This is a genomic window from Amycolatopsis dongchuanensis, assembly GCF_039542405.1.
Taxonomy (GTDB): domain Bacteria; phylum Actinomycetota; class Actinomycetes; order Mycobacteriales; family Pseudonocardiaceae; genus Amycolatopsis_E; species Amycolatopsis_E sacchari.
Genome location: NZ_BAABIB010000088.1, coordinates 113434 through 126056, shown reverse-complemented (window position 1 = coordinate 126056; position 12623 = coordinate 113434). Strand labels below are relative to the sequence as shown.

The 12623-nt window shown below is 73.2% G+C and carries 8 protein-coding genes; all 8 read left to right on the top strand.

The annotated features are described in order from the left end of the window. Nucleotides 1-171: 171 nt before the first annotated feature. The 8 genes from ABFX51_RS23765 (at nt 172) to ABFX51_RS23730 (ending at nt 12622) form a co-directional block, all read left to right on the top strand. The gene (locus ABFX51_RS23765) at nt 172-723 is read left to right on the top strand and encodes a TetR/AcrR family transcriptional regulator (RefSeq protein ID WP_346054974.1); all 552 of its coding nucleotides are present in this window, start codon (nt 172-174) and stop codon (nt 721-723) included. A gap of 120 nt (nt 724-843) precedes the next feature. After that, nucleotides 844-2331 (top strand): aldehyde dehydrogenase family protein, encoded by a 1488-nt coding sequence (locus tag ABFX51_RS23760; protein WP_346054973.1) that lies wholly within the window; start codon nt 844-846, stop codon nt 2329-2331. 98 nt (nt 2332-2429) lie between these two features. Beyond that, complete coding sequence (locus ABFX51_RS23755) at nt 2430-3794, top strand: serine hydrolase domain-containing protein (protein WP_346054972.1); 1365 nt, start codon at nt 2430-2432, stop codon at nt 3792-3794. Then, nucleotides 3791-5365 carry an ABC transporter substrate-binding protein gene (locus ABFX51_RS23750; protein ID WP_346054971.1) on the top strand — a complete coding sequence of 525 codons (1575 nt, stop codon included), beginning with the start codon at nt 3791-3793 and terminating at the stop codon, nt 5363-5365. Before ABFX51_RS23755 ends, ABFX51_RS23750 begins: the two co-directional genes overlap by 4 nt. A gap of 121 nt (nt 5366-5486) precedes the next feature. Next, nucleotides 5487-6473 (top strand): ABC transporter permease, encoded by a 987-nt coding sequence (locus tag ABFX51_RS23745; protein WP_346054970.1) that lies wholly within the window; start codon nt 5487-5489, stop codon nt 6471-6473. A gap of 3 nt (nt 6474-6476) precedes the next feature. Then, on the top strand, nt 6477-8375 hold the full coding sequence (locus ABFX51_RS23740) for a dipeptide/oligopeptide/nickel ABC transporter permease/ATP-binding protein (RefSeq protein WP_346054969.1): 1899 nt from the start codon (nt 6477-6479) through the stop codon (nt 8373-8375). Beyond that, nucleotides 8372-9298, top strand: a complete 927-nt coding sequence (locus tag ABFX51_RS23735; protein WP_091503645.1) for an ABC transporter ATP-binding protein — start codon at nt 8372-8374, stop codon at nt 9296-9298. The genes ABFX51_RS23740 and ABFX51_RS23735 overlap by 4 nt, the downstream gene beginning before the upstream one ends. 24 nt (nt 9299-9322) lie before the next feature. Then, nucleotides 9323-12622: a serine hydrolase gene (locus tag ABFX51_RS23730; RefSeq protein WP_346054968.1), complete on the top strand. Its 3300-nt coding sequence runs from the start codon at nt 9323-9325 to the stop codon at nt 12620-12622. Nucleotide 12623 lies beyond the last annotated feature (1 nt).

Sequence of the window (12623 nt, the reverse complement as noted above, 5' to 3'; positions counted from 1 at the left end):
GACGGCTTCCCGCGACCAAGCCGAGCACGGTTCCGCCGGCGCCGGGGGCCGGATGCGGTCGCCGGGGCCGCTCATCGCCCCAGGTCTGCCCCAAAGCGCAGCACGCCGAAGTGAACAGCCTGTCCGCTACTCTGGGGAGAGCAGGACGACGATCACCGGAAGGGTGTGGCCATGACCCGGGACACGGCTGCCGTCAAGCGCGCCGATGCCGAGCGGAACCGCGCGAAGATCCTCGCGGTCGCCAGGGAGGCGCTGGCCGGCTCCGGTGATCTGCCGTCCATGGCCGAGATCTCCCGGCGGGCCGGGGTGGGCATGGCCACCCTGTACCGCAACTTCCCCGGCAGGCTCGAGCTGATCGAGGAGCTGTACCGCACCCAGATCGACGAAATCTGCTCCGCTGCCGAGAACACCGAAGGGGAGACGCCGGGCGAAGCGTTCTTCGCCTGGCTCGACTACTTCCACGCGGCCGGTGCGCGCAAGGGCCCGCTGGCCACCCTGCTGCTGGCCGATTCCCCGGGGGAGAGCCGGGTGCTGAGCGAGCACCGGGCGCGCGTGATCGCCGCCGCCGAACCGCTCTTCCAGGCCGCGCAGCGCAGCGGTGAAGTCCGCGACGACGTCGCGCTCGGTGAGGTGCTGGACGCGGTCGTGGCCGCCGGCCGGATCCCGGCCTCTCGCGGCTCGATGGTGCGCGTCCTGTTCGACGGCCTGCGCCGGCACGGGTAGCGGCGAAAATGTCCTCCACCACGCCCTGGCACGGGTGGACTTGCTAAGTGGATAGCCTGTTCACTACTATCTGAACAGGCTATCCACTTAGGGAGCCGTACCAGGACGAGAGGGACCACCATGACTGAGATGCTGCGGACCCATCGCGACGTGCCGGAGTTCGTGCGCGGGGGAGACCGGCTGATGTCGATCGGCGGGCAGTGGGTGCCGGCGGTGTCGGGGCAGACGCTGCCGAACGTCGACCCGGCCACCGAGGAGCCCCTGGCGAGCGTGCCCCGCGGTGGCGCGGCGGACGTCGACGCGGCCGTGCGGGCCGCGCGGCGCGCGTTCGCCGACCCGGAATGGGCGGACATGACCCCGGACCGGCGGGGCCGGATCCTGAACCAGATCGCCGACGTGATCGAGGCGCACGCCGAGGAGCTGGCCACGATCGACTCGGTCAACATGGGCGCGCCGCGCCTGGTGACCGACACGATGCTCGCCGAGGCGAGCGAGGTGTTCCGCTACTTCGCGGGCTGGCCGACGAAGATCTTCGGCACGCACGTCCCCACCACGGGCGACCGGCTGGGCTACACGCGCAAGGAACCCCTGGGCGTGGTCGGCGTCATCTGGGGCTGGAACGGGCCGATGGGGCAGCTGCCCAGCAAGCTCGCGCCCGCGCTGGCCGCCGGGAACACCGTGGTCCTCAAGCCCGCCGAGACCGGGTCGCTGAGCACCCTCCGCCTGGCGGAGCTGCTGGAGACCACCGACCTGCCCGCCGGGGTGGTCAACGTCGTCACCGGCCTCGGCGCCGAGGCGGGTGAGGCGCTCGTCGCGCACCCGGACGTCGCCAAGATCGCCTTCACCGGGTCCACCGCCACCGGCAAGCACGTCCAGGAGCTGGCGTCGCGGACCCTCAAGCAGGTCACGCTCGAACTCGGCGGCAAATCACCCGCCGTCGTCTTCGCCGACGCCGACCTGCGGCAGGCCGCGCGCGGGGTCGCCGCCGGCTTCCACGGCAACGCCGGGCAGGCCTGCGTCGCCACCACCCGCATCTTCGTCCAGGACAGCGTCCGCGAGGAGTTCCTCGCCCTGCTCACCGAGACCATGGCCGCCCCGCCGTTCGTCCCGGGCGACCCCCTCACGCCCGGCACCGTCGTCGGCCCGCTGTCCACCAAGACCCAGTTCGACCGCGTCAGCTCCTACCTCGACCTCGCCGTCGCCGAAGGGGCCCGGGTCGTCACCGGCGGCACCCGCCACGGCGACCGCGGCTACTTCGTCGCCCCGACCCTCCTGGATGACACGACGTCCGACATGCGCGTGGTGCGGGAGGAGATCTTCGGTCCCGTCGCGACCATCAGCACCTTCACCGACGTCGACGACGCCGTCGCGCAGGCCAACGACACCGACTACGGCCTCGCCGCCTCGGTGTGGACCACCAGCCTCAGCACCGCCCACCAGGTGGCCGCGCGCCTGGAGGCGGGCACGGTCTGGATCAACACCTGGGGCGAGATGAGCACGGGCAACCTCCCCTTCGGCGGGTACAAGCAGTCCGGCATCGGCCGGGAAGGCGGTCTGGAGGTCCTGGACGCCTACACCCAGACCAAGACCGTCCTCGTCGCCCTCTGACGGCTGCCCGGGCTTTCGTCCTCTGCTACCGAAATGGGCCCGGGTGCTTGTGCGGGCGGACGAAGCGGTTCGTCCGATCGTGGGGCTACGGTCGCCCGATGGCGAACCTGGACGAGACCAAGCAGTGGCTGGCGGACCGGTTTCCCCGGCTACTGGCCGACCACGGGGTGCCCGGCGCGGCCATCGCGGTCTCCGTCGGCGGCGAGGTCCTCGACGCCGCCGGCGGGGTGCTGAACACCGCCACCGGCGTCGAGGCCACCCCCGATTCGGTGTTCCAGATCGGGTCCATCACCAAGGTCTGGACCGCCACCCTCGCGATGCAGCTCGTCGACGAGGGGGCGCTCGAACTCGACGTGCCCGTGCGCGGCTACCTGCCGGACTTCCGCCTCGGCGACGAGACCGCGGCGGCGACGATCACGGTGCGGCAGCTGATGTGCCACACCTCGGGCTTCGAGGGCGACCTGTTCACCGACACCGGCAAGGGGGACGACTGCGTCGAGAAGTACGTCGCCACCCTCGACGGCGTCGACCAGCTGTTCCCGCCGGGCGAGATGTTCTCCTACAACAACGCGGCCTACTGCGTGCTGGGCCGCATCATCGAGGTCCTGCGGGGCAAGCCCTACGACACCTGCCTGCGCGACCACCTGTTCACCCCGCTCGGGCTGACGCACGCGGCGACCAGCGCCGACGAGGCGATCCTGCACCGGGCCGCCGTCGGGCACCTCCAGGTGGACGGCGAAGCCCGCCCCGCGCCCATGTGGTCGCTCGTGCGGTCCAACGGGCCCGCGGGCTCGGTGCTGGCGATGCGGCCCCGCGACCTGCTCACGTTCGTGCGGGCGCACCTCGACGGCGGCGGCCCCGCGCTCAGCGCCGGGTCCGTCAAGGCGATGCAGGAACGGCAGGTCGCGCTGCCGCCGCTCGGCCTCATGGGCACGTCGTGGGGGCTCGGCTGGGAGATCTACGACCTGCCCGGCGGCACGATCATCGGCCACGACGGCGGCACCATCGGCCAGGCCGCGTTCCTGCGCGTAGTCCCCGAGCGCGACGTCGCGATCGCGCTGCTCACCAACGGCGGCGACCCGATCTCGCTCTACGCCGACGTCTTCGGCCACCTGCTGCCGGCGCTGGCGGGGATCGACCGGCCGCCGTTCCCGGAACCGCCGTCCGACCCCGCGCCGTTCGACGCGAGCCGGTACACCGGCACCTACTCCTGCGAGGTCGCCGACGTGACGGTGAGCCAGGACGACGACGGCCGGGTGTGGCTCGAGCAGGTGCCCAAGGGGGTGCTCGCCGAGGTGGGCGAGGCCGAGCGGACCGAGCTGGTCCGGCTCGACGGCGACACGCTCATCACCCGCGAGGCACCACACGGGCTGCACCAGCCCCACGTCTTCCTCGGCGACGACGGCACCGGCCGCGCCGAGTATGTCCACAGTGGACGAGTGATCCGCCGGGAGGCACGATGAAGAAAGCTCTGACCCTGGCGGGGGCCGGCGTGCTCGCGCTGTCCCTCGCCGCGTGCGGCGGGGGGAGCGCGGGTGGCGGCGCCGTCGTGGACGGCAGGACGTTCACCTTCGTCCTGCCCGGCGACCCCGGCAGCCTCGACCCGCACTTCACCACCCTGTCCACGGCGCTGCAGGCGGACAAGTTCCTCTACGACTCGCTGGTGAACCTCGACGCGTCGGGCGCGACCACCGCCGGGCTGGCGGCGAAGTGGGACGGCGACACCACCAAGGCCACGTTCACGCTGCGGCCGGGCATCACCTGCGGCGACGGGACGCCGCTCACGGCGAGCGTGGTCGCGGACAACATCAACTTCGTGGGCGACCCGAACAACGCCGCCGCGTTGCTCGGGATCTACGTCCCCGCCGGGGCGAAGGCCACGGCCGACGACGCCGCGGGCACGGTCAGCGTCACCTCGCCCGCGCCGGACGCGTTCCTCGTGCGCAACGTCGGCACGCTGCCGATCGTGTGCGGCAAGGGCATGAAGGACCGCAACCTGCTCAAGCAGGGGGCCGACGGCACCGGCCTGTTCAAGCTGACCGAAGCGGTGTCCGGCGACCACTACACCCTCACCCGGCGCAAGGACTACGCGTGGGGTCCCGGCGACTGGAAGACCGACACGCGCGGGCTGCCGGACACGGTCGTGCTGCGCGTGGTGGCCAACGAGACCACCGCCGCCAACCTGCTGGTGTCCAAAGAGGTCAACGCGGCGCAGATCCTGGGTCAGGACCGGCAGCGGCTCAAGGCGTCCGGTCTGTCCGAAAAGGACATCGAGTCGCCGTTCGGTGAGCTGTGGTTCAACCAGAAGGCCGGCCTGCCCGGCGCCGACGAGAACGTGCGGCGCGCGCTGACGCAGGCGCTCGACCTCACCCAGGTCGGCCAGGTGCTGACCGGCGGCACGGGCAAGCCGACCACCAGCCTCGTCGCCCCCGGGCTCGGTCCCTGCAACGGCAACACGATCGGCCCGCTGCCCGCCCACGAGGTGAACGCCGCGAAGGCGGCGCTGGACGCGGCCGGGTGGGTCGCCGGCCCCGACGGGGTGCGCGTGAAGGACGGCCAGCGGCTGGCACTGACGTTCTACTACCCGACGAGCGTCGGCGCCGGCATGCAGTCCGGCGCGGAGCTGGTCCAGCAGCAGTGGGGCGCGGTGGGTGTGCAGGTCGACGTCAAGGGCATGAGCAACACCGAGAGCACGCAGATCCTCGGCGGGCAGGGGACGTGGCACGCGATGCTGCTGCCGCTGTCGGTGAGCCTGCCCAGTCAGCTCGTGCCGTTCCTGTCCGGCCCGGCCGGGGCCGAGGGCAACAACTTCGCCTACATCCAGAACCCGCAGTACGACGCCATCGTGCAGCAGGCGTCGAACATCGCGGGCTCGGACGGCTGCGCCAAGTGGGGCGAGGGCGACCGGGCGGTCGTGCAGCGCCTGGACATCGTGCCGTTCGTCAACACCGTGCGGCCGATCTTCAGCCAGGGCGTCACGTACGACCTGAGCGAGGGCAGCGTCGCGCCCGCCACGATCCGCATGCTCGGCTGACGCCTTCGTCCGCGCCGACAGGGCGCGCCGGGCGAGTCCGTGCCGTCGCACGAACACCCGGCGCGCCCGAACCGGAAACATCAAGTCCAGCAAGGAACTTCTTCGAGGGGAGGCCGCCAGCGTGACCACCGTCAGCGCCGGCGTCCGCCGGCTGCCCACCGACTCGCCGTGGCTGCGCTTCGCGCTGCGCCGCGCGGGACGCCTGCTGGTGTCGGTGTGGGTGCTGCTGACCGCCGCGTTCGGCATGATCCACCTGATCCCCGGCGATCCGGTGCGCGCGGCGCTCGGGCCCACGGCCTCACCGGAGCTGGTCGCGGCGCGGCGCGCGGCGCTGGGCCTGGACGACCCGCTGTGGCAGCAGTACCTGCACTACCTCGGTGACCTGTTCAGCGGCCGGTTCGGCGTGTCGATGACCTCGGGCCTGCCGGTGTCCCAGGTGATCGGGGACCGGCTGCCCGCGACGCTGGAGATCGCGGGCTACGCGTTCCTGCTCGCGCTGGCCGTGGCGATCCCGGTGGGTGTGGGCATGGCGGTGCTGACGCGCAACGGCAGGCACCGGCACGCCGAGCTCGCCTTCACCACGACGAGCGTGGTGCTGGCGGCGATCCCGGAGTTCCTCATCGCTGTGGCGCTCGTGTTCGTGTTCGGCGTCAGCCTCGGCTGGGCGCCGGTCGCGGGGCGGTCGGGGCCGGAGTCGTACGTGCTGCCGGTGCTGGCGCTCGCGGCGGGACCGGCGGCCGTGCTCGCCCGGCTGGTGCGGGTGGAGATGCTCGCGGTGCTGCGGGCCGACTACATCCGCACCGCGCGCGCCAAGCGGCTGCCGTCGTGGCTGGTGTACCTGCGCCACGCCCTGCCCAACGCGCTGACGTCGACGCTCACCCTCGGCGGGCTGCTGCTGAGCGCGATGGTGGCGGGCACGGTCCTGGTGGAGAACGTGTTCGCGTGGCCGGGGCTGGGCAGCACGATCGTGCAGTCGATCCTCGCCAAGGACTACCCGGTGGTGCAGGGCGTGGTGCTCGTCTACGGGCTCGGCGTGCTGCTGGTGAACCTCGCGGTCGACGTCGCGCTCGCGCTGCTCGACCCGCGCTCGACGATCAGGGAGAGCTGAGCGGTGCGCAGGTCGAAGTGGGGCGGGGTGCTGCGCAGCCCGGTGGGCGCGAGCGCGGCGGTGGTGCTGTGCGCGCTGGTCGTGCTGGCGGTGCTGGCGCCGCTGCTGTGGAGCGACCGGGCCGCCGCGGTGGACACCGGGCAGATCCTGCAGGGTTCGTCGGCGCAGCACTGGATGGGCACCGACAACCTGGGCCGTGACGTGTTCTACCGCGTGCTGGTGGCGACGCGCCTGTCGGTGGAGCTCGCGCTCGCGGCGACCGCGTTCGGTGTCGTCGTCGGCCTCGTGCTGGGCACCGCCCCGGTGTTGTTCGGCGCGCGGGTCGGCCGGTTCGTGCACGGCGTGGTGTCCATCGCGGTGGCGTTCCCCGGGCTGCTGCTGGCGTTGTTCTTCGCGGTGATCTTCGGGGTCGGCACCGTCGGCGGGGTGCTGGCGATCGGGCTGGCCACCGCGCCGGGGTTCGCCCGGCTCACCCAGACCCTCGTGGCACGGGTGACCGCGCTGGACTACGTGGCGGCCGCGCGGATCGCCGGGGTCGGCCGGGTCCGGCTGCTGCTGCGGCACGTGCTGCCGAACATCGGCGAGCCGCTCGTGGTGAACGCGACGATCTCGGCGGGCGGCGCGCTGCTCGCGTTCGCCGGGCTGTCGTTCCTCGGGCTGGGCGTGCAGGCACCGGACTACGACTGGGGACGGCTGCTCGGGGAGGGCCTCAACAGCCTCTACGTGCACCCGGCCGCCGCGCTCGCGCCCGCGGTCGCCGTGGTGGTCGCCGGGCTGGCCTTCAACCTGTTCGGCGAGGCCATCGCGAAGGGGATCGGGCAGCACGAAGCGCCGCAGCGCGGGAAAACCCGCGAGCCCGAGCCCGAAGCCGCGCCGCTCACCGAGACCGGGGACGCCGTGCTCGCGGTGGAGAACCTGCGCGTCAGCTTCCCCGGTCCCGCCGGGCCGGTCACGCCCGTCCGCGGGGTGAGCTTCACGCTCGGCCGCGGCGAATGCGTCGGCGTGGTGGGGGAGTCGGGGTCCGGCAAGAGCCTCACGGCGCTCGCGGTCGCCCAGCTGGTCGAGGAACCGGGGCGGGTGCACGCCGACCGGCTGGAGTTCCTCGGCACCGCGCTGCTCGACCAGGGCGAGCGCGCCGGCAGGCAGCTGCTCGGCACCTCGTTCGCGATGGTGTTCCAGGACCCCATGACCTCGTTCAACCCCACGCAGCGCATCGGCGCGCAGCTGGCCGAGGTCGCCAGGCGGCACCAGGGGATGGGGCGGCGGCAGGCGCTCGCCCGCGCCGTCGACCGGCTGCGCGCGGTGCGCGTGCCCGCGGCGGAACGGCGCGCCCGCCAGTTCCCGCACGAGTTTTCCGGCGGGATGCGGCAGCGCGCGATGATCGGCATGGGCGTGATGGGCAAGCCCGCGCTGATCGTCGCGGACGAGCCGACGACCGCGCTCGACGTCACGGTGCAGCGGCAGGTCCTGCGGCTGCTGCTCCAGGTCCGCGACGCCGACGACGTCGCGATCCTGCTGATCAGCCACGACATCACCGTCGTCGCGCAGGTCTGCGCCCGCGTGCTGGTGATGTACGCCGGGCGGATCGTGGAGGACCTGCCCGCCGCCGAACTGCGCACCGCCGCCCGGCACCCGTACACGCGGGCGCTGCTGGAAGCGGTGCCCGACATGAGCACCGACCGGGACCTGCCGCTGGCCGTGATCCCGGGCCGCGCGGCCGAACCCGGCGCGCTGCCACCGGGGTGCGCCTTCGCGCCCCGGTGCGCGTTCGCCGACGAGCGGTGCACGAGCGCGGAACCGCCGCTGGTCGCCGACGGGCAGGGGCGGCGGGTCGCGTGCTGGCACGCCGACGAGATCGCACCGGCCGGGCAGGCACGCGTGCGGGTGGGGGAGTCGCGATGAGCACACTGGTCTTCGAGCACGTCACCGTCCGCTACGGCGGGCGCCACCGGGGGCTGACCGCCGTCGACGGCGTGGACCTGACGGTGCCGGACGGCGCGATCGTCGGCCTGGTGGGCGAATCCGGCTCCGGGAAGTCCACTTTGGCCAGAGCCGCGGTCGGGCTGACCCCGGTGTCCGGCGGGCGCGTGCTGCTGGACGGGCAGCCGCTGAAGCGGCGCGGCCCCGTGCGGATGGTGTTCCAGGACCCGTACTCCTCGCTCGACCCGAGGATGACGATCGGCGCGTCGATCGCCGAAGGGCTGCCGCGCGGCACCCGTGACCGCCGCGGCGAGGTGGCCAGGCTGCTGGACCTGGTGGGCCTGGACCCCGACCGGGCGCGGATGCTGCCCGCGCAGCTGTCCGGCGGGCAGCGGCAGCGGGTCGCGCTCGCGCGGGCGCTCGGCGGACGGCCCGAGGTGGTGATCGCCGACGAGATCACCTCCGCGCTCGACGTGTCCATCCAGGGCACCGTGCTCAACCTCGTCCGCGACCTGCAGCGCCGGATGCGGCTGTCGATGCTGTTCATCTCCCACAACCTCGCCGTCGTGCGGTACGTCAGCGACTTCATCGCCGTGATGTACCTGGGCCGGATCGTCGAGTACGGGCCCGCCGACGACGTGCTGGCCGACCCCCAGCACCCCTACACGCGGGAGCTGCTGGCGGCCGCCGAGACCGTGGCACTGTCCGAACCGGACGCCGTGGCCGACGTCGAGCCCGCCGACCCGCACCACCCGCCGCCCGGCTGCCGGTTCCACCCGCGCTGCCCGGTCGGCCCGCTCGTGCTCGCCGACCGCGGGATCTGCCGCGAGGCCGAGCCTGCCGGTGCGGGGCACCGGCACCAGGCGGCGTGCCACTTCGCCGCCACCCCCGAACTCGTTTCCTGACCTGCGACCCGCGAGGAGAACCCGGTGACCCGACGTCTGCGCATCGAAGACCTCACCGCCGTGGCGGCGCCGGAACACCCGGCGCTGTCCCCGGACGGCACCGAGGTGCTGTACGTGCTGCGCACCTGCGACCGCGACGCCGACGAGAACGTGTACACGCTCTGGCGGGCGAACCTCGACGGCGGCGACGCCCGGCCGTTGACGCGCGGGCGTGCCGACACCGCGCCCGCCTGGTCGCCCGACGGCCGGCGCGTGGCGTTCCTGCGGGACGGGAACGTGTGGCTGCTGCCGCTGGACGGCGGCGAGGCCGAACAGCTCACGTCGCTGCCGCTCGGCGCCGGAACGCCGGTGTGGAGCCCGGACGGGTCGGCCATCGCCTTCTCCGCCCCCGTGGACACCGAGGGCACCCCGGACGACGCCCCGATGGCCGCGGACCGCCTCGACTACCACGCTGACGGCTCGGGCTGGCTGCGCGGCATCCGCAAGCACCTGCACGTGCTCGACCTCGAGACGCGGCAGTGCCGCCAGGTCACCTCCGGCGACTGGCACGCCGGCGACCCGGCGTGGTCGCCGGACGGCACCAAGCTCGCCTTCTCCGCCGCGACGGGCGCCGACCGCGACCTGCGCCTGCGCGTCCCCGTGCACGTCCTCGACGTCACCGACCCGGCGGCCCGGCCCGAGCAGGCCGGTCTCGCCGAGGGCGTCGGCGGCCCGGTGACGTGGACCGCGGACGGCACGGCGCTGCTGGTCGTCGGCCACCCCGGCGGGCCGAAGGGGCACGCGCGGCTGCTGCGGGTGCCGCTCGACGGCGGCGAGGTCACCGACCTCGCGGGGTCCTTGGACCGCAACGTGATGCCGGGCGGTCCCGGCTACCCGGGTGCGCTGCCGCGCCTGACCGCCGACGGCGGCGCCGTGCTGTTCTGCGTGCGTGAGCGCGGCTGCACCCACCTGTACTCGGTGCCCGTCGACGGCGGCGCGCCGCGCCCGCTCCTCACGGGTGCGGGGCGCACGGTGGCGGGCCTGTCGATCGCGGGGAGCACGGCGGTCGTCGTGCTCGTCACGCCGGCCTCCTACGGCGAGATCGTCCGGCTCGACCTGGAGACGGGCACCGAGACCGTCCTCACGCGACACGGCGACGCACTGTCCGAAGTGGACCTGTTCGCCAAGGAGGAACGGGAGTTCCGCATCTCCGACGGCACGGTCGTGCAGGGCTGGCTGATCCGGGACCCGGCCGTCACCGGACCCGCGCCGCTGCTGCTGGACGTCCACGGCGGCCCGCACAACGCGTGGCACGGCGGCGCCGACGACGTGCACCCCTACCAGCAGGAGCTGGTCTCGCGCGGCTGGGCGGTGCTGCTGGTCAACCCGCGTGGCAGCGACGGCTACGGCGAGGAGTTCTACACCGCCGTGGATTCCGCGTGGGGCACGGCCGACGCCAAGGACTTCCTGGAGCCGCTCGACGAGCTGGTGAAGGAGGGCGTCGCCGACCCGGAGCGGCTCGCCGTGGCCGGTTACAGCTACGGCGGCTACATGACGTGCTACCTCACCAGCCGGGACAACCGCTTCGCGGCCGCCGTCGCCGGTGGCGTCGTCTCCGACCTCTCCAGCATGGCCGGCACCTCCGACGAAGGACATTTCCTGCTGGAGTACGAAGTCGGGGCGCTGCCGTGGGAGGAGCCAGGGCGCTTCGCGGAGATGTCGCCGTTCGCCAAGGTCGACCAGGTCCGCACGCCGACGCTGGTCGTGCACGGCGCCGCGGACCTGCTGTGCCCGGTGGGGCAGGCGCAGCAGTGGTACAGCGCGCTGCGGGAGCGCGGCGTCCCGTCGCGGCTCGTGCTCTACCCCGGCGCCCCGCACGCGTTCATCCTCAACGGCAAGCCCTCCCACCGGATCGACTTCAACGAGCGCGTCGTCGACTGGGTCGAGCAGTACGCGAACCACCGCCGCCCGCGCGCCGACGCGGCGCACTGGCAGCGGCGGCTCACGGAACTGGCCGAGCGGCACCACGTGCCCGGCGCCGCGCTGGGCATCCTGCGCCTGCGCCCCGGGCAGGAGGACGAGCTCGTGGAGGCCGCCACCGGGGTGCTCAACGTGGAAACCGGCGTCACGGCCACGACGGACTCGGTGTTCCAGATCGGGTCCATCTCGAAGGTCTGGACCACCACGGTCGTCATGCAGCTCGTCGACGAGGGCCTGCTCGACCTGGACGCCCCCATCGCCGATCTGCTGCCCGAGCTGCGCCTGGCCGACCCGGACGTGGGCAAGCAGGTGACGATGCGGCACCTGCTGACGCACACCAGCGGCATCGACGGCGACGTGTTCACCGACACCGGCCGCGGCGACGACTGCCTGGAGAAATACGTGGCGGGGCTGGCGGAGGTCGCGCAGAACCACCCGCTCGGCGTCACCTGGTCGTACTGCAACTCCGGCTTCTCGCTGGCGGGCCGGGTGATCGAGAAGATCACCGGGAAGACCTGGGACGCGGCGCTGCGTGAGCGCCTGTTCACGCCACTGGGCCTGCGGCACACGGGCACCCTGCCGGAGGAGGCGCTGCTGCACCGGACGGCGACCGGGCACTCGGGCACGACCGAGCCGGTCAAGGCACCGGTCTGGACGCTGCCCCGCTCGGCAGGCCCCGCCGGGCTGATCAACGCCACGACGGCCGACGTGCTCGCGTTCGCGCGGCTGCACCTGACCGGCGGCCTCGCGGCCGACGGCACGCGCCTGCTGAGCGAGGAGAGCGCCGCGGCGATGGCCGCCAAGCAGGTGGACCTGCCGGACAAGCACACGCTCGCCGAGTCGTGGGGGCTGGGCTGGTTCCGGCTGGACTGGGGCGGACGCAGGCTGATCGGGCACGACGGCAACACGATCGGCCAGGCCGCGTTCCTGCGGCTGCTGCCCGACGAGGGGCTCGCGGTCACGCTGCTCACCAACGGCGGCAACGCCCGCGACCTCTACCAGGACCTCTACGGCGAGATCTTCGCCGAGCTGGCGGACGTCGAAATGCCCCGGCCGCTGGAGCCGCCCGCCGAGCCCGTCGACGTCGACATCACGCCGCACCTCGGCACCTACGAGCGGGCGAGCGTGCGGATGGAGGTGCTCGCGGGCGACGACGGGCCGCGGCTGCGCACGACGGTCACCGGCATGCTCGCCGACCTGGTGCCCGACCCCACCGAGGAGCACCCGCTGGTCGCGGTGGCGGAAAACCTCTACGTGGTCAGGGAACCCGAGGGGCAGATGTGGATCCCGGTGACCTTCTACACGCTGCCCGGCGGGGAGCGGTACGTGCACCACGGCGTGCGCGCCACTCCGAAGGTGTCCTGAC

What these genes read in the sequence shown, in the direction of transcription:
- ABFX51_RS23735 (WP_091503645.1), top strand. Translation starts at nt 8,372, where the DNA reads ATGAGCACACTGGTCTTCGAGCACGTCACCGTCCGCTACGGCGGGCGC.
- ABFX51_RS23765 (WP_346054974.1), top strand. Translation starts at nt 172, where the DNA reads ATGACCCGGGACACGGCTGCCGTCAAGCGCGCCGATGCCGAGCGGAAC.
- ABFX51_RS23760 (WP_346054973.1), top strand. Translation starts at nt 844, where the DNA reads ATGACTGAGATGCTGCGGACCCATCGCGACGTGCCGGAGTTCGTGCGC.
- ABFX51_RS23750 (WP_346054971.1), top strand. Translation starts at nt 3,791, where the DNA reads ATGAAGAAAGCTCTGACCCTGGCGGGGGCCGGCGTGCTCGCGCTGTCC.
- ABFX51_RS23755 (WP_346054972.1), top strand. Translation starts at nt 2,430, where the DNA reads ATGGCGAACCTGGACGAGACCAAGCAGTGGCTGGCGGACCGGTTTCCC.